Here is a 19,917-nt window from a genome sequence, read left to right on the forward strand (position 1 = left end):
CCGCCCGCCGATGAACCCACCATGAAAAAGGGCGGCCCCTCGCGGGGCCGCCCTTTTTTGTTGCCCGGTGTGATCAGCCTTTGTATTCGCTGATCAGCTTCTCGAGCTTCTCCTGGTCGCGGGCGAAGCCGCGGATGCCTTCGGCGAGTTTCTCGGTGGCCATGGCGTCTTCGTTGTTCAGCCAACGGAAGGTGCCTTCGTTCAGCGCCAGCTTGGCCTCGCCGTTCTTGTTCGGCGCCAGGGCGCGGGCGAGGGTGCCTTCGTCAGCAGCCAGCTTGTCGAGCAGGTCGGGGCTGATGGTCAGGCGGTCGCAGCCGGCCAGGTGTTCGATCTGGCTGGTATTGCGGAAGCTCGCGCCCATGACCACGGTGTTGTAGCCGTGGGTTTTGTAGTAGTTGTAAATGCGCGTGACCGACTGTACGCCTGGGTCTTCGGCGCCGGTGTAGTCGGTGTTGTTGGCTTTTTTGTACCAGTCGTAGATGCGCCCCACGAACGGCGAGATCAGGAACACGCCGGCTTCGGCGCAGGCAACGGCCTGGGCGAAGGAGAACAGCAGGGTCAGGTTGCACTGGATGCCATCGCGCTCGAGCTGCTCGGCGGCGCGAATGCCTTCCCAGGTAGAGGCCAGCTTGATCAGCACGCGGTCACGGCCCACGCCGTTCTTCTCGTACAGTTCGATCAAGTGGTTGGCTTTTTTCAGCATGGCCGGGGTGTCGAACGACAACCGTGCGTCGACCTCGGTGGAGATGCGGCCGGGGATAGCCTTGAGGATTTCACCGCCGACCGCTACGTTCAGCGCGTCGCTGGCCACTTCGACGTTGCCGTTGGCGGCGCCGATGGCTTTTTTCACCAGCTCCGCGTAGCCGGGCAGTTGCACGGCCTTGAGCAACAGGGACGGGTTGGTGGTGGCATCCTGCGGCTTGAGGCGCTTGATCGCATCCAGATCGCCGGTGTCGGCCACGACCGTGGTGAATTGCTTGAGTTGTTCCAGCTTGGAAGTCATGAGCGTTCTCTGTCCTGTTGGAATAGCGACATTAACCCAGCGCTGCCTGCCCCTCAATGGGGCGGGGCAGCGCTACCTGAAAGCGTAGGTTTGTTGGAGTTCGGTGGCGCTGCGAGGTTCCGGCCGGTTGTGAGCTTAGCGGCCCTCGACGATCGCCGCCGCCTGGTCATACAGCGCCAGCGGGTCGGCGGCCTTGTGGATGTCTACCGAGAGCAACTGGCGGAACCGCCGCGCGCCCTTGAAGCCTTGCGCCAGCCCGAGCATGTGGCGGGTGATGTGGTGCATCGCGCCGCCCTCGGCCAAATGCGCCTCGATGTACGGGCGCATGCCTTGCAACGCGCCGAAGCGGCTGACCGGCGGCTGCGCCGCGCCGAACAGCGCCGCGTCGACCTCCGCCAGCAGGTAGGGGTTGTGATACGCCTCGCGGCCGAGCATCACGCCGTCGAAGGTATTCAGGTGGCCAAGGCACTCGCCCAGGGTTTTGATGCCGCCGTTGAGCACCAGCTCGAGGTCCGGGAAGGCCGCCTTCAATTGCGCGGCCACGTCGTAGCGCAGCGGCGGGATTTCGCGGTTTTCTTTCGGCGACAGGCCTTCGAGGATGGCAATCCGCGCGTGCACGGTAAAGCTGCGGCAGCCGGCCTCGCGCACCTGGCCAACGAAATCACACAGCGCCTCGAAGCTGTCGCGGCCGTTGATGCCGATGCGGTGCTTGACCGTCACCGGGATCGACACCGCATCGCGCATGGCCTTTACGCAATCGGCCACCAGCGCCGGGTGGCCCATCAGGCAGGCGCCGATCATGTTGTTCTGCACCCGGTCGCTGGGGCAGCCAACGTTGAGGTTCACCTCATCGTAGCCGGCCTGCTCGGCCAGCCGCGCACAGGCGGCGAGGTCGGCCGGCACACTGCCGCCCAACTGCAGCGCCAACGGGTGTTCGCTGTCGTTGTAGCGCAGGAACCGCGCGGCATCGCCGTTGAGCAAGGCACCGGTGGTGACCATTTCGGTGTACAGCAGCGCGTGCTGGGACAGCAAGCGGTGGAAATGCCGGCAGTGGCGGTCGGTCCAGTCCATCATCGGCGCCACGGAGAAGCGGCGGGACGGTTCAAGGCGCGGGGTTACTGGGTTAGAGGCGTATTCGATGATCATACTTGGCAACATGTTTTGGGGCGATTTGTCTCAGTTTTCCGTGGTTTTGAGCCCTCACTGGCACACTGTATCAGTGCGAAACTCCCATGTACCGGTGATTCATGGCATCGATCAGAAAGCGTCAACGCAGAGACTGCTCGTATGGATATACGACGGAATTCGGTTGTTTAGGCAACGTGAGCGAGTCTATCAGGAAAGCCAAACCGTTGATCGTCAGCAGTGAGCCAAGGCCTGGGCGAAACGCTGCGGATACTCCCAGAGCGGCTAGGGTGTCTGGCCACCGGGATTGGGACTTTCTGAGGCGCTACACGCATTGGCGTGGCCGAAATGATCCTTATGCGGCTTGGAGAGGGTAGGTGCCAGTACTCGGTTCCATAGTAGAACTGGGGCTGAGTCAATAAAGTTTTGGCCCGCAAGTAGGATAGGGTTCTGCCAGAAGCATCCAACAGCTATTGCGGAGTTGAGCGAGTAGTGCTCAACTCACGGCGTTATACCCGTCCCGGTTGCTACTGGGGATCGAGCAATTCGATAGTGATGCCGAAACATGCAGCGATGCGCAAGCGAAGCGCATCCATAAAGTCTTGGTCGGTGACTTGGCCGATGAGTTCGGCTTGGCGCGCCACTGGATCCACCGCGCGCATCTGCGTCACAATGGCAGTCCCGTAGACGTTGCAATTATTCTGGTGCGTCTCAAGCTTAGGAAACAGGCGCATGATGGCACCGCTGCCGCTTGTCAGCGGTACCACCTGCACCGTAGTGCTCAGTTGGTTAAGACCGCCTTCACTGATTACAATGCACGGGCGCCATTTTTGCGTTTCATGCCCAGCAGTCGGATTAAGGTTGATATTGATAACGTCGCCGGGAACCAGCGCCGCGCGCCTGTTGCTATCAATTTGAATCTTCATCGCTATTTGTTGCCTCTGCGCCATATGCGCCTGGGATTAAGTCATGTGCGACATCCCGGAAGTCTTCGAGCAGCCAGTCGAGCGAGATTTCTCGGCTTCCCCGTCTTCCAGATGTCCGATGCCGCCTGATACTTAGGGTTCCGTCTACCACGGCCATATCTATTTCCGTACCTATTGCGAACTGCACCTCCTTAAGCATGACGGTGGGTATAACAACGCCAGCGCTATTACCTATCCTTCGAATCTGAGTGATCATGGTTAAACATCTCCAACACCGCGTGTTCAGCGGATGTAGTGCGGTTGAGGGTGCCGCTGCCTGCGTAGTGATTAGGTGGGATCGCCCTCCCTCATCGGGGCGTGGGAACAATGTAATACAGAATGCTCGTTATTACAACGTGGTAACGCGGGTTGCCTCTGGGGCGCATAGACCCGAGCCGCAGCGCCCTTTGCGTGCGCATCAGTCCGCGCGCCGATACGCTCGGCTTTGCAGCTTGGCACTCTCCGCCCTGGCCTGATCGCGCCGCGCAGAGATCTATCAAGCGCCCTTGTGCGTAGGTGTCATCTGCACCATTGGCAGGTTGACGTCTCCGCTCATGAGCTTTCGCTGAAATGATCCAGGTGCTACCTAGGCTGAAGTCGTCCGCGCAGACCAGCTCGAGTGGGGTTGCCGCACGTGCGTTGTTCTGGGCCATCGACAAACACGCGGCGTTGGTGTGATTTCCCCAACCCCTTACTGTGCGAATGGGACGCGAGCCCTCGTCGATTTCCAGAGCTTGGACGCCGTGGTGATAGTCGGTGGGCATGAGCACTGTTGCTGCCTGGTTGCTTTCGTGGCGTCAGAATACAGAGTCAGGCTTAAAAACTGCGACAGTGCGGCATTGAACAGTATGTAGTGACAGTGGGGGGCGCCGTGAAGGAGGCGTGGCTTGAAGAGCCTCTCCCGATGAGGGCTCTTGTTTACTGAAATAATCTTTCGAATAGCAAATTGTGGCAGCGCAGTGCGATACAGCCAAACAGCCAGGCCACGACGGCGAAACCACCCACGGGAAGAAGGCAGATGGCCAAGTTTACGGTGAAACCTAGGTGAATAGCGCTTTTATCGATCTCCGGCCATAGCTGTGTGATGACATACAAAAAGAAGCTCGAAACCAAAAAGGCAGGAGCGCCTAATGCGGCAAGCCCCCACTCGCCAAGCTGGTCAAACCTTTGCTTCTTGCCCAAGGTAGAGGCGTACACTATAGGGTTGCTTGCACTCATTATTCGTTCCTAAAAAGCAGATAGGCGTGGATAGTTACCTAACTCGCCGGCGTTTGCAAATTCTCACACACGGAGCCGTCTAGCTGATTTTCGATTCGAGACAGAGCGGCCACTCCGAATTTGCATGAAAGGTTATTTGGGCTGAGGTTAGCGGGCAACTTCGCCGCCCCACCGCGCTGCTTGCGCCTTGCTCGGCCAAGTCCTTCAGAATCTCCAACTCGACCTTTGGTGATCCGATCAACGCCGTGGTCTGCTCTACTCGTATGGCCCGTTCTGCCTCAAAAATGGCATTGAGCCTGGCAGCGCTTGGCTCTGCTATTTTTCAATAGTGGCCAGCTTGCTCGGGGTTTCATCGAGCGCTTCGTTCAACACTTCACCGGGATGAGGCGGGTTGTGCACAGGCATGGCTGCCCCCTCTGTGGTAGTCGAGATAGCCAAGCAGTTCACGGTGGAGGTGTTGCCCAGGAGACCAGGAACCACACAAGTCGGGTGGGGGCCGGCTGTGGCGGGCGAGGGGCTAGTCAGGTAATACGCTCAGTGGCGCCACCGAAGCAGATCAGGGCTTTTCACCATCGATTTGGTGCTCTGATTGTTTGAACGAACAATGTTACGGCACAGCCCCCCTCCTAAAGTACCGGCCCAGACACATCACTTTCATTCGACATCGGATCCATCGATCCATATGATTCTCTTATGACTGTTTGATGACATGGGCCGAGCCCCAAGGAGCACCGTATGGACAAGAAGGTAAGCATCAAGGCAGAGGCCAAGGGCCAGCGGCCCTGGCGGGTGACGGTCGGCAGTGTGTCGGCGTCGTTCCGCACCGAGCAGGAAGCCACCACCTATGCCAGTACCCTGGAGCAGCGGCTGGCGCCGGGGCTGCCGGCGTTCCAGCCCAAGGGTGGCACGCTGCGCTGAACGGGCAACGGCCAGGCTGCCGAGCTAGCCCGCGACCGTAGGCAGCCCGTTCCGCCAGATACCGCCGGGCACTGCCTAAGCCTGCCGCTTCGAGGCGCTGTGCCAGCCAAGCGCCCAAGCACATCCTCGCGTAGGGTTTCGCCGTTATAGCACGGGTTACACATTGGCATGGGGAGTGCGCCTGATGCCAGGGTTTAGGCGGGGCATTATCCCCACGCTCGCTCCCTCGGGCAGCGCTTCTTTCTTTACACAATCTTTATCCCCCCGCCCCACCCCCCACCTCGTTTCTTTACGCCACCCTTGCCGACAATCTCGCCACGGCCATATCGCCTGGGAGGGGTTACGCACATGAGCATCATGCAAGGGGTTTCAGGGCTGCTGGCCATAGGGTTGTTCGGCTACCTGCTGGTGGCGCTGCTGCGCGCCGGGCGGGAGTAGGGGGCGGCCATGCACACGTACGATATCGCGCTGGTGCTGGGGTTCCTGGCCTTGGTGCTGGCGCCCGCGCCAGCGCTGGGGCGGTTTTATTACCGGGTGATGGAAGGCCAGCGCACCTGGCTGCAGCCGCTGCTGGGCCCGCTGGAGCGGGGCTGCTACCGGCTGGCGGCGGTGGACCCGGCGCAGGAGCAGAGTTGGCAGCGCTACGCCTTGGCCCTGCTGGCGTTCAACGCCGCCGGGTTGCTGGTGCTGTGGGCACTGTTGCTGCTGCAAGGTGTACTGCCGCTGAACCCCCAGGGGGTGCCGGGGCTGGAGCCGGCGTTGGCGTTCAACACCGCGGTGAGTTTTGTCACCAACACCAATTGGCAGGCTTACAGCGGTGAGGCCTCGCTCAGCTACCTGAGCCAGATGCTCGGCCTGGCGGTGCAGAACTTCGTCAGCGCCGCCACAGGCATTGCCGTGCTGGTGGCATTGTGCCGCGGCATCGCCCGGCGTTCGGCGCGCAGTGTAGGTAACTTCTGGGCAGACCTCACCCGCGCCACCCTGTACGGGCTGCTGCCGCTGTGCCTGGGGCTGGCGCTGCTGCTGGTGTGGCAGGGCGTGCCGCAAACCTTTGCCAGCTATGTGGATGCCCACACCCTGCACGGCGGCACCCAGAGCCTGCCGTTGGGGCCGGTGGCCAGCCAGGTGGCGATCAAGCAACTGGGCACCAACGGCGGCGGCTTCTACGGGGTGAACTCGGCGCACCCGTTCGAGAACCCCACGGCCTTGAGCAACCTGCTGGAGCTGGCGGCGATCTTGCTGATCCCGGCGGCGCTGGTGTTCAGCTTCGGCCATTACGTCAAAGACCTGCGGCAAAGCCGCGCGATCCTCGCCACCATGTTGGTGTTACTGCTAGCCGGTGGCGCGCTGGCGCTGTACAGCGAGCAGCAGCCGCTGCCGGGGCTGGCCAGCGTGGTGCAGCAGGCCGCGCCGCTGGAGGGCAAGGAAACCCGCTTCGGCGCCACCGCCACCAGCCTCTGGGCGGTGGTCACCACGGCCGCCTCGAACGGCTCGGTCAATGGCATGCACGACAGCCTCAACCCGCTCACCGGCCTGGTGGCGATGGCCAACATGATGGTCGGCGAAGTGATCTTCGGCGGGGTGGGGGCGGGCTTGTACGGCATGCTGCTGTTCGTGTTGATCGCCGTGTTCCTGGCCGGGCTGATGATCGGCCGCACCCCGGAATACCTCGGTAAGAAGCTCCAGGCCCATGAGGTCAAGCTGCTGGTCGCGACCCTGCTGGTAATGCCCCTGGGCGTACTGGTACTGGGGGCGATCGCCGCCTGCCTGCCCGGCATCGGCGCGGCGCTTGGTAACCCCGGCGCCCATGGCTTCAGCGAGTTGCTGTACGCCTACACCTCGGCCACCGCCAACAACGGTTCGGCCTTCGGCGGCTTCGCCGCCAATAGCACCGTGCACAACCTGATGCTGAGCCTGGCGATGCTGCTCGGGCGCTTTGGCTACATCCTGCCGGTGCTGGCCCTGGCCGGCAGCCTGGCGGCGAAAAAGCCCATGCCGCTGGGGCCGGGCAGCTTCCCCACCCACGGGCTGTTGTTCGTAGTGCTGTTGGCCGTGACCATTCTCCTGGTCGGCGGCCTGACCTTTCTGCCCACCCTGGCCCTCGGGCCCGTGGCAGACCACCTCAGTAACCGGGGCCTGTGATGAACCTACCCGTTGATGTAAGCCAACCCGTGTTGCGCCCCATCGGCTTGCTGGCGCTGTGGCGGCCGGCGCTGCTGCAGGCGTTCGTCAAGCTCGACCCGCGCCAGCTCAAGCGCGCGCCGGTGATGCTGGTGGTCGAACTGACCGCCGTGCTCACCAGCGTGCTGTGCCTGGTGCCCGAAGCCGGCGTGCCGTTCGCCGTGGGGCTGCAGATTGCCCTGTGGCTGTGGTTCACGGTGCTGTTCGCGAACTTTGCCGAAGCCCTCGCCGAAGGCCGCGGCAAGGCCCGCGCCGACAGCCTGCGGGCCAACAACCAGGGCCTCACAGCGCGCCGCCGGTTGGCCAGCGGCGGCTTTGAGCGGGTGCCGGCCAGCGCCCTGCGCCAGGGCGATGTGGTGCGGGTGGAGGCCGGCGAGATGATCCCCGGCGACGGCGAGGTGCTCGAAGGCATTGCCGCGGTGGACGAAGCGGCGATTACCGGCGAATCCGCGCCGGTGATCCGTGAATCGGGCGGCGACCGCTCGGCGGTGACCGGCAATACCCGGCTGGTCTCGGACTGGCTGCTGCTGCGCATCACCGCCAACCCGGGGGAGTCCACCCTCGACCGGATGATCGCCTTGGTCGAAGGCGCCCGCCGGCAGAAAACCCCCAACGAGGTGGCGCTAGACATCCTGCTGATCGGCATGACGCTGATCTTCCTGCTGGTGGTGGTCACCCTGCAGCCCTTCGCGCGCTTTGCCGGTGGCGAGCTGCCGCTGGTGTTTCTGGTGGCCTTGCTGGTGACGTTGATCCCCACCACCATCGGCGGCTTGTTGTCGGCCATTGGCATCGCCGGGATGGACCGCCTGGTGCGGCTGAACGTGATCGCCAAGTCTGGCCGGGCGGTGGAGGCCGCTGGCGACGTGCACGTGCTGCTACTGGATAAAACCGGCACCATCACCTTCGGCAACCGCCGCTGCACCGCGTTGTTCGCCGCGCCTGGGGTGAGCCAGGCCGAGCTGGCCGAGGCAGCCTTGCTCGCATCGCTGGCCGATGGCACCGCCGAGGGCAAGTCGGTGGTGGCGTTTATCGAAGCCCTCGGCACCCCGCGCCGGGCCGTGGAAGAGGGCGCGCAGGCGGTGGCGTTCAGCGCTGAAACACGGTTGTCTGGGCTGGATGTACACGGCCAGTGCTACCGCAAGGGCGCGGTGGATGCGTTGCTGGCCTACTTGGGCCAGGCGCGCGCGCAGTTGCCCGCGGCGCTGGCCGCAGAGCTGGCGCGCATCGCCCAGGCCGGCGGCACGCCGCTGCTGGTGTGCCAGGGCGCGCGGCTGCTGGGCGCGATCGAGTTGACCGACGTGGTCAAGCCGGGCATTCGCGAGCGCTTCAGTGCTTTGCGCGAGCTGGGCATCCGCACGGTGATGGTCACCGGTGACAACCCGCTGACCGCCGCCGCCATCGCCGCCCAGGCCGGGGTCGACGACCTGATCGCCGAAGCCACGCCGCAGAAGAAGCTCGAACGCATCCGCCAGGAGCAGGACGACGGCCGCCTGGTGGCGATGTGCGGCGACGGCGCCAACGACGCCCCGGCGCTGGCCCAGGCTGACGTAGGCATGGCCATGAACGAGGGCACCCAGGCGGCCCGCGAGGCGGCCAACCTGGTCGACCTCGACAGCGACCCGACCAAGCTGCTCGAGGTGGTGCGCATCGGCAAGGAGTTGCTGGTGACCCGCGGCGCGCTGACCACCTTTTCAGTGGCCAACGACGTGGCCAAGTACTTCGCCATCCTGCCGGCGCTGTTCGCCTCGATCTACCCGCAACTGGGCGTGCTCAACCTGATGCAGTTGCACAGCCCGCAGAGCGCGATCCTCTCGGCGATCGTGTTCAACGCGCTGATCATCGTGGCGTTGATCCCGCTGGCCTTGCGTGGCGTGCGCGTGCAGGCGCGGGATGCCGCGCAGTTGTTGCGGCGCAACCTGCTGATCTACGGCCTGGGAGGGATCGTGGTGCCGTTCATCGGCATCAAGGCCATCGACCTGTTGCTCACCGCCCTGCACCTGGTTTAAGGAGTGCTCACCATGCAAACCCTCGTTCGCCCCGCCCTGATGTTGTTGCTGGCGCTGAGCCTGATCACCGGCGTGGCCTACCCGTTGCTGGTCACCGCGGTGGCGCGGCTGGCCTTTGCCGAACAGGCCGGCGGCAGCCTGCTGCGCGATGCCCAGGGCCAGGTGATCGGCTCGGCGTTGATCGCCCAGCCCTTCACCGGCGCCGGTGAGTTCCAGCCGCGGCCCTCGGCCGGCGATTACGCCACCGTGGCCAGCGCCGCCAGCAACCTGGCACCGAGCAACCCGGCGCTGGCCCAGCGCATCAATGCCGCGGCCGCGCAGTGGGCGCCCCAGGGCAGCGGGCCGGTACCGCTGGCGCTGCTGACCACCTCCGGCAGCGGCCTGGACCCTGACCTGCCGCCTGAGGCCGCCCTCTGGCAGGCCCCGCGCATCGCTGCGGCGCGGGGCTTGCCGGTGGCCGCCGTCGAGCAGGTGGTCACGGCAAACACCCGCACCCCCTGGGTCGGCCCGCCGGTGGTCAACGTGCTGGCTTTGAACCGCGCGCTGGATCGGTTACCGTCGCAGCCTCAATGAACAGGAAGCGCGCCCCATGAGTGATGCCGGCCGTGCCGATGCGCTGTTGGCGGGCCTGCCCGGCAATGGCCGCGGCCGCCTGAAGGTGTACCTGGGCGCCGCCGCCGGGGTGGGTAAAACCTGCGCCATGCTGCGCGCCGCCCACCATCTGCAACGGCAAGGGGTCAAGGTACTCGCGGCGGTGGTCGAAACCCACGGCCGCGCCGGCACCGAAGCGCTGCTGGTGGGCCTGGCGCGCCAGCCGCTGGCACGCCTGCGCTACCGCGAGCGCACCCTCGAGGAGCTTGACCTCGACGCGGTGCTGGCGGCCCGCCCGGCGCTGGCGCTGGTCGATGAGCTGGCCCACAGCAACGCCCCGGGCAGCCGCCACGGCAAACGCTGGCAAGACGTTCACGAACTGCTCGCCGCCGGCATCGACGTGCACACCACGGTCAACGTGCAGCACCTCGAAAGCCTCAACGACCAGGTGCGCGGCATCACCGGTGTGCAGGTGCGCGAAACCGTGCCCGACTGGGTGCTGCTCGAGGCCCATGAACTGGTGCTGGTCGACCTGCCACCGCGCGAGCTGCTCGAGCGGCTGCGCGAGGGCAAGGTGTACATGCCCGAGCAGGCCCGCGCCGCCATCGAGGCGTTTTTCACCCCCACCCACCTCAGTGCCCTGCGTGAGCTGGCCATGCAAACCGCGGCCGCCCAGGTCGATGGCGATCTGGCCCAGGGTTACCGCCGCCAGGGCGTGGCCGCGCCCAGCGTGCGCGGGCGGCTGCTGGTGGCGGTCAACGGCGATGGCCAGGCCGAGCGCCTGGTGCGCCATGCCAGCCGGGTGGCGCAGCGCCGGCACTTGCCCTGGAGCCTGGTCTACGTAGACACCGGCCAGCCCGGTGACCCAGCCCAGCGCCAGCGCCTGCAGGCGGCCCAGCAACTGGCCGAGCGCCTGGGCGGGGAAGTGGTGCTGCTGCGCGGCGCGAAGGTCGCCGCGGCGCTGTTGCGCCATGCCGGCGAGCGCCGCGCCAGCGTGTTGCTGCTCGGCACTGCCCGGGCCCGCCGTTGGCGCCTTGGCGTGCCGGGGCAGGTGCTGCGCGCGGGCCCGGGCCTGGAGGTGGCGCTGCTGGGCCGCGACTCGGCTGCCCACGCGCAGCCCGCGCGCCGGCCCTCGCCGGCGCGGCCGCGGGAGTACCTGCTGGCGCTGCTGGCCCCGGCGCTGGCGGCGGCGCTGGCCTGGGGCGTCAACCAGTGGCTGGCGTTGCCCAACCTGTCGCTGGTGTTTCTGATGGCGGTGCTGCTGGTGGCGGTGCGCGGCGGCCTTGGCCCGGCGCTGCTCAGTGCCGGGCTGTCGTTTTTGCTCTACGACTTTCTGTTTATCGCACCGCTGTTTTCGCTGAGCATCAACCTGCGCGAAGACCTCCTCACGCTGTTGTTCTTTTTGCTCATGGCCACCGTCACCGGCAACCTCGCCACCGCCCAGCGCCGCCAATGGCGCGCCCTCGGCGCGAGCCAGGCGCACACCCACGAGTTGCTGGAGCTGTCGCGCCGGCTGGCCGCCGCCACTGACCGCGCCCAGGTGCTGGAGGCCGCGCGCCGGCATTTCGAAGCGTGGCCGCAGGTGAGCGTGGTACTCGCCGAGCGCGGCCCTGGCAACGAACTGGCGTTGCCGCCGGGGGCCAGCGCCGCCGACCACGCCGCCGCCGCCTGGGCCTGGCAGCATGGGCAGGCGGCCGGGCAGGGCAGTGCCACCTTGCCGGCCAGTGCCTACGCTTGGTGGCCGTTGCTGGGTGAGCAGGGCACCCTGGCGCTGGTTGGCCTGCGCAGCGCCGCCGGGCCACTGAGCGATGAGCGCCGGCGTTTGCTCGCCGCCCTCTGCCAACCACTGGCCCAGGCCCTGGCCCGCGCGCACCTGGCTGAGCAACTGGAGGCCGCGCGCCTGCACGGTGAAACCGAACAACTGCGCAGCGCCTTGCTGGCGTCGGTGTCTCACGACCTGCGCACGCCGCTCACCGCCATGCGCGGCAGCATCGAAAGCCTGCAACTGCTGGGCGCCGCCCTGAGCCCGGCCGACCGCGATGAGTTGCTGGAAAGCACCCGCCTGGAATGCGAGCGGCTCGACCGCTACATCCAGAACCTGCTCGACATGACCCGCCTCGGCCACGGCGCGCTGGCCCTGGCCCGGGACTGGGTGGCGGTGGCCGACATCGTCGCCTCGGCCACCCAGCGCCTGCGCGCGGTGCTCGCACCGCTGCGGCTCGAGGCGCAGTTGGCCGAGCCGTTGCCGTTGCTGTACGTGCACGCGGCGCTGATCGAGCAGGCGCTGGTCAACGTGCTGGAGAACGCCGCGCGGTTTTCCCCGGCCGGCGGCCTGGTGCGGGTCAGCGCCCAGGTGCAGGCCGGCGAGTTGCGGCTGGCGGTGAGCGACCAGGGCCCAGGCATCCCGCTGGAGGAGCGCGCGCGGGTGTTCGACCTGTTCTACACCGCCGCCCGCGGCGACCGCGGTGGGCAAGGCACCGGGCTCGGCCTGGCGATCTGCCAGGGCATGGTCGGCGCCCACGGTGGGCGCGTCGAGGTGGCCGACGGCGACGCTGGCCGCGGCACCTGCATCGCTTTATGCTTGCCGCTTCATCCCGGCCCCGCCGCGCAAGGCACCCCATGAGCACCGCACACCCGGCGACCGTGCTGGTCATCGACGACGAAGCGCAAATCCGCAAGTTCCTGCGCATCAGCCTGGCCGCCCAGGGCTACCGCGTGCTCGAGGCCGAGAACGGCGCGCAGGGCTTGGCCCAGGCGGCGCTGGCCCAGCCCGACCTGGTGGTGCTCGACCTCGGCTTGCCGGATCAAGACGGCCAGCAGGTGCTGCGCGAGTTGCGCGAATGGGCCAGCGTGCCGGTGCTGGTGCTGTCGGTGCGCGCCAGTGAAGCGCAAAAGGTGCAGGCGCTCGATGCCGGCGCCAATGACTACGTGACCAAGCCATTCGGCATCCAGGAATTCCTCGCCCGGGTGCGCGCGTTGCTGCGCCAAGGCGCCGGCCAGGCGCAGCCCGGCGCGGCGCTGGAGCTGGGCGAGCTGCGCATCGACCTGGCCGCCCGCCAGGTGCGCCTGGCCGGCGCCGAGGTGGCACTGACCCGCAAGGAGTACGCGGTGCTCGCGCAGTTGGCGCGCCACCCCGGGCGGGTGGTCACCCAGCGCCAGTTGCTGGTCGACATCTGGGGCCCGAGCCACGGCGAAGACAGCCACTACCTTCGCATCGTGGTCGGCCATCTGCGGCAAAAGCTCGGCGACGACCCGGCCGCGCCCCGTTACCTGCTGACTGAAACCGGCGTGGGTTATCGCTTGCGAGCCGGCCAAGCCTGATTGACCAGTGGTTTATTTATGGTCTGAATCTAGTCTATAGTGCGCCCATATGGCGGGTACCCGCCCCGCAGGAGCCGCTTACATGCGCGTTGAAACCATCAGCTTTCTGAAGAAGCACGCGGCCGATCTGCCGCTCGATGAGCCCATGGTCGTCACCCAAAATGGCGTGCCGGCCTATGTTGTGGAGTCTTACGCTGAGCATAAGCGCCGTGATGAGACCATTGCGCTGGTCAAGTTGCTGGCGATCAGCAGCCGTGAATATGATCAAGGCAAGCACAGTTCCGGTGGTGACCTGAAAGCTCGCCTGGCCAAGCGGTTCGCCGATCAGTGAACTGGGTTATGCCATGAAGCAGTACAGCCTGCGTTATACCGAAGTGGCGCAATCCAGCATTGAAGATCAGGTCGAACACCTCGCGATCTACCACGGCTACCAAACCGCGCTGAACAAGGGTGAAACCCTGATCGATGCCATCGAGGCCAGCCTGGCAACGCTGCCGGACAAGTTCCCGGTCAGCCCACAACTGAGCGAGTTGGGCGTGCTTCAATACCGTGAACTCAACCTCAATGGCTACCGCGTGTTCTACAGAGTGATCGAGCCTGCCTCGGTGGTTTCCGTCGAGCTGTTGCTCAGGGGCAAGCGGGACGTCCAGCAAGCCCTTATTCGTTATTGCCTGCTCCAGCCGCTTTAGGGGAGGGGCCACAGGCCCGACGAAACCGCGGCGCCGCCGTGTTACCATCGCCGCCTGCAAAAAGGAGCCCCCCATGGCGTTGAATACTCCGGGCGATCGTTGGGTCGTCCTCGATACCGAAACCACCGGCATGCCGGTCACCGACGGCCATCGGGTGCTCGAGATCGGCTGCGTGGAAGTGGTGCGCCGGCGCCTGACCCAGCGCAACTTCCACGTGTACCTGCAGCCTGACCGCGAGAGCGACGAGGGCGCGATCGGCGTGCACGGCATCACCAGCGAGTTCCTGCGCGGCAAGCCACGCTTCGCCGAGGTCGCCGACGAGTTCTACGAGTACATCAAGGGCGCCACGCTGATCATCCACAACGCGGCGTTCGACGTGGGCTTCCTCAATAACGAGTTCGCCCTGCTCGGCCAGCATGACCGGGCCGACCTGTCGCAGTACTGCACGGTGATCGACTCCCTGGCGGTGGCCCGCGCGCGCCACCCGGGCCAGCGCAACAGCCTCGACGCCTTGTGCAAACGCTACGGCATCGACCTCTCCGAGCGGACCTTGCACGGCGCCTTGCTCGACTCCGAGTTGCTCGCCGACGTGTACCTGGCCATCACCGGCGGGCAAACCACCTTGTCGCTGGCCGGCAATGGTGCCGACGGCGACAGCGGTGGGCGCGAGGGCAGTGAAATCCGCCGCCTGCCGGCCAGCCGCCAGCCGTCGCGGGTGATCATGGCCAGCGAGGCCGAGCTGGCCGAGCACGCCGCGCGCCTGGAGGCGGTGGCCAAGGCCGCGGGTGGGCCGGCGTTGTGGGGGTAGGCATCTAGGGCCCTTCGCCCGGCACAGCCGGAGTGCCGGACCACGGCCTCCCACCAGATTTGCGTAAGTGATTGATTTACTTGGCAACATAGAACCCGTGGGAGGCCGGCTGTGCCGGGCGATGGGCCCTGAAGCTCATGCACAAAATCAGCAGGGCTCACAGATCGATCCCCTCCATGAAGTCCTGAAATGGCTTAAGTGAACAGCACTCCGGCTGTGCCGGGCGATGGGCCAGTCAGGCCCTTACCGTTCACGCAACGCCTCCCGCGCCCGGTTCAGCGGCTTGATCAGGTAATCCAGCACGGTTTTCTCGCCGGTGCGGATGTCTACCGTGGCAACCATCCCCGGCACGATCGCGAAGGCCTTGCCGGCCTTGTTGCGCAGGGCGTTGGCGGTGGTGCGGATGTACACCCGGTAGTAGAACTCCTCACGCTTGACCTCATCCTGGATGGTATCGGGCGAGATCGTCACCACTTGGCCGTCAAGGCTGCCGTACACCGAATAGTCGTAGGCGCTGAGCTTCACCTTGGCCTCTTGCCCTGGGTGGATGAAGGCGATGTCGCGGGGCTGGATGCGGGTTTCGATCAGCAGGTTTTCGTCCATGGGCACGATCTGCATCAACTGGCCGTTGGGCGGTACCACCCCGCCCACGGTGTTCACCTCGATGCCCTTGACGATCCCCCGCACCGGCGAGCGCACCGTCAGCCGTTGCAGCGAGTCGTTGCGCCCGCGGATCACCGCCGCTTGCAGGCTGGCCTCGGCGTTGGCCTTGGCCAGTTCTTCGCGGGCGCGCACCATGTAGTCGGATTTCGCCTCGGTGGCCTTGAGCTGCAGCTCCGAGCGCTGGCGGTTCAGGCGCAGCACTTCGACGCGGCTGGAGGCGCCGATCTTGGCGAGGTTTTCGGTGATCGCCAGCTCGTCGCTGACCAGCTTCAGCGAACTGGCGATGCCGGCCAGGGTAGCGTCCAGGCCGCGCTTGCGGGTGTTGTACAGCTCGGTTTCGGCGCGGGTCAGCTGCGGCCAGGCGGCCAGCGCTGGCGGGAACGCCAGCGGCGTGCCGCCGACCTCGGCCTGCAGCCGCGCCACGCTGGCCAGGGCGGCGCGGTAGCGGGCCTCGCTTTCGCCCACGGTCGACTCGGTTTTGGTCGGGTCGAGCTGGGCCAGCACCTGGTCGCGCTCGACCAGGTCCCCCTCGTGCACGTTCAACTGCGCGACGATGCCGCCTTCGAGGGACTGGATCACCTGCTCGCGGGAGCTGGGGATCACCTTGCCGGTGCCGGTAGACACCTCCACCACCTCGAACCAGGCGGCCCAGGCCAGAAAGCAGGCGAGCATCGCCGCGCACAGGCCGATCACCCGGCCCGCGCCGGCCAGCGCGCGGTCGTCGTCGCCGTCGAGGTAAGAACCGCCGCCGGTGGCGCGGGGCGGCTGGGCCGGCAGCGTGGCCGGCGCGCTGAGTGGGTTCATGGCTGGCCCCCCTGTGCGCCGCGCAGGCGCGCCAGGGCAGCGTCGCGCGGGCCGTCGATGGCCACCTGGCCGTTGTCTAGCACGATGACCCGGTCGACCCGCTGCAACACGCTCAACCGGTGCGTGGCGATGATCAGCGTGCGCCCTTGGCTCCAGGCCCAGAGGTTATCGAGCAGGCGCCGCTCGCTGACGTCGTCCAGCGCCGCGGTGGGCTCGTCGAGCAGCAAGATCTGCGGCTGGCGCAGCAGCAGGCGCGCCAGCACCAGGCTCTGCCGCTGCCCACCCGAGAGCCCCAGGCCGCCTTCGAGGATCAAATGGTCCATGCCCTTGGGCAACTGCCGCACGAACTCCAGCGCGCCAGTGGCGTTGAGCGCGGCGAGGATTTCCTGGTCGCTGGCCTGGCCGGCGCCGGCGCTGAGGTTCTCGCGCAGGGTGCCGTGGAACAGCCGCGCATGCTGTTGCAGCAGGCCGACGTCGCGGCGCAGGTCGGCGGGGTCGAGGTGGGCGAGGGCGATGCCGTCGAGGCTGATCTCGCCCTGGGCGAGGTCCATCGCGCCGCCCAGGGCCTGCAGCAGGGTCGATTTACCCGCACCGTTACGGCCGAGCACGGCGATCCGCTCGCCGGGGGCGATGTCCAACTGCGCTACCCGCAGCGCCGGCGCCGCCTCAGGGCTGTAGCGAAAGGCAATGTCGCGCAGCCGGTATTCGCCGTTGATCGCCGCCAGGTGCACCCGGGCGCTGTGTTCGGGGTGGTCGACCGGCGCCTGCATCAGCCGGTTCAGCCCTTGCAGGGCGACCTTGGCCTGCTGCCAGCGGGTCAGCACGGTGGTCAGTTGCGCCAGCGGCGCCATCATCCGCGAGCTGAGGATCGACGCCGCCACCAGCGCGCCGGTGGTCATGTCGCCGTGGATCACCAGCGGCGCGCCGACCACGATGACGATCGCGTACACCGCGCCCTGCACGCTTTGCGTCCAGGCCACCAGGGCGTTGGTCAGCCCGCGCAGTTGCAGGCCGCTCTGGGCGCAGGCGGCGTTGTAATGGTTCCACTGCTGCTGGAAGCGCGCCTCGGCCTGCAACGCCTTGATGTCGTCCAGGCCCTGGATGCTCTCGACCAGCAGCGCATTGCGCAGCGCCGCCTCACGCATCGACGCGTTGGCCAGCCGCGCCAGCCGGCGCTGGGCCAGCAGCCCCGGCAGCAGCATCGCCACCAGGGCGAACAACGGCACCAGCACCAACACCCCGCCGATCAGGTAGAACACCCCGAGGAACATCAAGAAGAACGGCAAGTCCGCCAGCGCGGTGGCGGTGCTGGAGGTGATCAGGTCGCGGATCTGCTCCAGCTCGCGCAACTGGGCGATGAACGAGCCAGTGGACTTCGGCCGCGCCGAGTTGCGCAGGCGCAAGGCATGGCCGAACACCAGGTCGCTGACCCGCAGGTCGGCGCGCTTGCCGAGCAGGTCGGTGATGCGCAGGCGCAACAGGCGCATCAGCAGGTCGAACAGCAGCGCCAGGAACACCCCGCCGAACAACACGTAGAGGGTGGGCAGCGACTGCGCCGGGATCACCCGGTCGTACACCTGCATCGAGAACAGCACCCCGGCCATCGCCAGCAGGTTGGCCACCAGCGAGGCGAGCATCACCTGCGCGTAGGGGCGCAGGTCGCGCAGCACGATGCGGCGGAACCAGTGTTCGTCGTAGGGCGCGGTGTAGTCGTCGGTGCGCACGTCGCGCAGCGGCCGCGCCGGGCGCAGCACCGCCACGCGCAGGGTGCGGGCGAGCAGCGCTTCGGGCTCGGCACGGCTTTGCAGGCCTTCGTCGCCACTGAAGGCCAGGCCCAGCGCGCCGTCGGCGGCGATGCTTTCGAGCACGCCGATCTGGCCCCCCTCGCACTGCACCACCAGCGGCAGCCGCCAGGGGCTCAGCGCCTCGCGGTCGAGGCGGGTGAAGCGCACCGACAGCCCGGCCTGGCGGGCCATGCGCCGCACCCCTTCGTCTTCGCCGGGGGCAGCGGCGGCGGCCAGCTCGATGCGCTGCGGGGAGACATCCAGGCGGTAATGCCCAGCCACCCGCAAAATCGCCTCGAGCCAGGGCCCGAGGGCAGGCACATCGCTTCCGGGCCCGGCGGGGGGCAAGCGTACAGCGTCGTTCATGGCAGGATCTCCACGCCTTGCACGGCCTGGCCTTCCAGGCCCAGCACACGGCGCAGGGCGCCACGGTTATACAGGCAGTCGACATTCAAGCGTTGCTGGTCGGCCAGGGTGTTGGCCAGGTCGAAGCGCGCCTGGTGGATCTCCTGCTCGGCATTGAGCAGGTCGAGCAGCGGCCGGGTGCCGAGGTCGAGGTACTGCCGCTCGTACAGCGCGCGCGCCTCGCGGATGCTGCTCTGGCGCGACTGCAAGGCCTGCAGGCGCAGGCCCAGCCCGGCGGTTTGCGCCTGCGCCTCGCTGAGCCCCTGGCGGGCTTGCAGGCGCGCGGCGTCTTCGGCCGAATCGGCCGCGCTCAGGGCATGGCCGGCGGCGCGGCTGCGCGCGCTGGTGGCGCCGCCCTGGTAGATCGGCACCTCCAGGTTCAGGTAGATCCCGGCCTGGGTGCGGTCGATGTAAGGGTTGTCGCGGTCGTAGTCGTTGTCCAGGTAATGGTTGACCGTCGGCTCCAGCGACAGCGTCGGGAACGCCTGGGCCTTGGCCTGGGCCAGTTCGGCGCGGGCTTCGCTGCGCTGGGCCAGGGCCGCCAGCACCGCGGGCTGGGTGTCGCCGGCGCCGGGTTCGGCGGCGCAGGCCTGCTGCAGGGCATTGGCCGGTGCCGGGCTCAGCGCCGGCAGGTAGCTGCGCCCCAAGAGGTTTTGCAGGGTCGCCTGCCAGCGCGCGGCCTGGGCCTTGTACTCCTGCAGCAGCGCCCGCGCGCCGTCGGCGCGGGACTGCGCCTGCACGGCATCGGAGCGGGTGCTGGCGCCCATCTCGGCGCGCTGCTCGGCGAGGGTCACGATCGCACCGATGCCGCTGACCTGTTCGCGGGCTTCATCGAGCAACTGTTCGTAGCGGCGGGTTTCGATAAAGGCGTAGGCGGTGTCGCGGGCCACCTGGTCCACCGCCAGCAGGATGTTCGCCTGGGCCCGCGCGGTCTTGGCCCGGGCCACGTCTACCCCGCTGCGCACTTTGCCGAAGTCGTAAAGCATTTGCTTGAGCGACAGCGACAACGCCTGGGTGCCGCGGGCACCGTTGTAGCCGCTGTCGACCCCGGCTTTGATCCCACCGCTGACCTGCGGGTAGTAGCCGGCTTCGGCCACGTTGATGCCCTCGCCCTGCTGGTTGAGGGTGCCGATCGCCTCGGCGATGCTCGGGTGCCACTGCGCGGCCAGGGCCACCGCCTCGGCCAGGCTCAACGGTTGCTCGCCGGCGCTGCCGCTGGCGTGCGGCGGCGGGCGCGCCGGTACCTCGGCCGGGGCGCCGTGCAGTTGGCTGGGGCTGAGCCGGCGCAAGGCCGGGTCAAGGGTGTCGGCCGCCCGCGTGGGGTGGCTGTGAAACAACGGGAACAGGCACAGCAGCAATGTAGAAGCGTTCAGCGTGCGAGCGGGTTTCACAAGGCGTCCTTACTGATGGAAACGCCCCGGCGCCGCGGCACCGGG

The 19,917-nt window shown here is 66.9% G+C and carries 17 protein-coding genes and 1 pseudogene; 11 read left to right on the top strand and 7 right to left on the bottom strand.

The genetic code is table 11. The features are described 5' to 3' along the window. Positions 1-73: 73 nt before the first annotated feature. On the bottom strand, positions 74-1,003 hold the full coding sequence (tal, locus tag ACFZCE_RS13450; protein ID WP_390939664.1) for a transaldolase: 930 nt from the start codon (positions 1,001-1,003) through the stop codon (positions 74-76). A gap of 135 nt (positions 1,004-1,138) precedes the next feature. Beyond that, on the bottom strand, positions 1,139-2,149 hold the full coding sequence (gene dusA / locus ACFZCE_RS13455) for a tRNA dihydrouridine(20/20a) synthase DusA (RefSeq protein ID WP_390939666.1): 1,011 nt from the start codon (positions 2,147-2,149) through the stop codon (positions 1,139-1,141). Between the two features lie 248 nt (positions 2,150-2,397). Between dusA and ACFZCE_RS13460 the strand changes: the two are divergent. Continuing rightward, a pseudogene (locus ACFZCE_RS13460) lies at positions 2,398-2,505 on the top strand (integrase); the annotation flags it as partial. Positions 2,506-2,655: 150 nt separating this feature from the next. Here ACFZCE_RS13460 and ACFZCE_RS13465 read toward each other — a convergent pair. Both ACFZCE_RS13465 and ACFZCE_RS13470 read right to left on the bottom strand, forming a co-directional pair. Further along, on the bottom strand, positions 2,656-3,054 hold the full coding sequence (locus ACFZCE_RS13465; RefSeq protein WP_390939668.1) for a type II toxin-antitoxin system PemK/MazF family toxin: 399 nt from the start codon (positions 3,052-3,054) through the stop codon (positions 2,656-2,658). Between the two features lie 957 nt (positions 3,055-4,011). Continuing rightward, complete coding sequence (locus tag ACFZCE_RS13470) at positions 4,012-4,311, bottom strand: hypothetical protein (protein WP_390939670.1); 300 nt, start codon at positions 4,309-4,311, stop codon at positions 4,012-4,014. 735 nt (positions 4,312-5,046) lie between these two features. Between ACFZCE_RS13470 and ACFZCE_RS13475 the strand changes: the two genes are divergently transcribed. The 10 genes from ACFZCE_RS13475 to dnaQ all read left to right on the top strand — a co-directional run bounded on the left by ACFZCE_RS13475 (position 5,047) and on the right by dnaQ (position 14,825). Next, a complete protein-coding gene (locus ACFZCE_RS13475) occupies positions 5,047-5,229 on the top strand; it encodes a hypothetical protein (protein WP_390939672.1) in 183 nt (60 codons plus the stop codon). Positions 5,230-5,577: 348 nt separating this feature from the next. Further along, positions 5,578-5,667: a K(+)-transporting ATPase subunit F gene (gene kdpF, locus ACFZCE_RS13480; protein WP_390939674.1), complete on the top strand. Its 90-nt coding sequence runs from the start codon at positions 5,578-5,580 to the stop codon at positions 5,665-5,667. Between the two features lie 9 nt (positions 5,668-5,676). Next, a complete protein-coding gene (gene kdpA / locus ACFZCE_RS13485; protein ID WP_390939676.1) occupies positions 5,677-7,371 on the top strand; it encodes a potassium-transporting ATPase subunit KdpA in 1,695 nt (564 codons plus the stop codon). After that, on the top strand, positions 7,371-9,416 hold the full coding sequence (gene kdpB / locus ACFZCE_RS13490; protein ID WP_390939678.1) for a potassium-transporting ATPase subunit KdpB: 2,046 nt from the start codon (positions 7,371-7,373) through the stop codon (positions 9,414-9,416). Before kdpA ends, kdpB begins: the two co-directional genes overlap by 1 nt. A gap of 12 nt (positions 9,417-9,428) precedes the next feature. Further along, positions 9,429-9,989 (top strand): potassium-transporting ATPase subunit KdpC, encoded by a 561-nt coding sequence (kdpC, locus tag ACFZCE_RS13495; RefSeq protein ID WP_390939680.1) that lies wholly within the window; start codon positions 9,429-9,431, stop codon positions 9,987-9,989. A 16-nt stretch (positions 9,990-10,005) separates the two neighbouring features. Next, positions 10,006-12,630 carry a DUF4118 domain-containing protein gene (locus tag ACFZCE_RS13500; protein ID WP_390939683.1) on the top strand — a complete coding sequence of 875 codons (2,625 nt, stop codon included), beginning with the start codon at positions 10,006-10,008 and terminating at the stop codon, positions 12,628-12,630. Continuing rightward, positions 12,627-13,328 (top strand): response regulator, encoded by a 702-nt coding sequence (locus ACFZCE_RS13505; protein ID WP_390939685.1) that lies wholly within the window; start codon positions 12,627-12,629, stop codon positions 13,326-13,328. The genes ACFZCE_RS13500 and ACFZCE_RS13505 overlap by 4 nt, the downstream gene beginning before the upstream one ends. A gap of 82 nt (positions 13,329-13,410) precedes the next feature. Continuing rightward, on the top strand, positions 13,411-13,659 hold the full coding sequence (locus ACFZCE_RS13510) for a hypothetical protein (protein ID WP_390939687.1): 249 nt from the start codon (positions 13,411-13,413) through the stop codon (positions 13,657-13,659). 13 nt (positions 13,660-13,672) lie between these two features. Next, positions 13,673-14,017, top strand: a complete 345-nt coding sequence (locus tag ACFZCE_RS13515; RefSeq protein ID WP_390939689.1) for a type II toxin-antitoxin system RelE/ParE family toxin — start codon at positions 13,673-13,675, stop codon at positions 14,015-14,017. Positions 14,018-14,090: 73 nt separating this feature from the next. Next, complete coding sequence (dnaQ, locus tag ACFZCE_RS13520; protein ID WP_390939691.1) at positions 14,091-14,825, top strand: DNA polymerase III subunit epsilon; 735 nt, start codon at positions 14,091-14,093, stop codon at positions 14,823-14,825. Between the two features lie 243 nt (positions 14,826-15,068). Here the strand turns inward: dnaQ and ACFZCE_RS13525 are convergent, their stop codons facing one another. Genes ACFZCE_RS13525 through ACFZCE_RS13535 form a run of 3 tightly spaced genes read right to left on the bottom strand, consistent with a single transcriptional unit; the run spans position 15,069 to position 19,854 of the window. Continuing rightward, positions 15,069-16,292: an HlyD family type I secretion periplasmic adaptor subunit gene (locus tag ACFZCE_RS13525; RefSeq protein WP_390939693.1), complete on the bottom strand. Its 1,224-nt coding sequence runs from the start codon at positions 16,290-16,292 to the stop codon at positions 15,069-15,071. Then, on the bottom strand, positions 16,289-18,442 hold the full coding sequence (locus ACFZCE_RS13530; RefSeq protein ID WP_390939695.1) for a type I secretion system permease/ATPase: 2,154 nt from the start codon (positions 18,440-18,442) through the stop codon (positions 16,289-16,291). The genes ACFZCE_RS13525 and ACFZCE_RS13530 overlap by 4 nt, the downstream gene beginning before the upstream one ends. Beyond that, positions 18,439-19,854, bottom strand: coding sequence for a TolC family outer membrane protein (locus tag ACFZCE_RS13535; RefSeq protein WP_390939981.1), 1,416 nt, complete (start codon positions 19,852-19,854; stop codon positions 18,439-18,441). The genes ACFZCE_RS13530 and ACFZCE_RS13535 overlap by 4 nt, the downstream gene beginning before the upstream one ends. Positions 19,855-19,917 lie beyond the last annotated feature (63 nt).

This window comes from Pseudomonas sp. NPDC007930, from assembly GCF_042958985.1.
Classification (GTDB): Bacteria; Pseudomonadota; Gammaproteobacteria; order Pseudomonadales; family Pseudomonadaceae; genus Aquipseudomonas.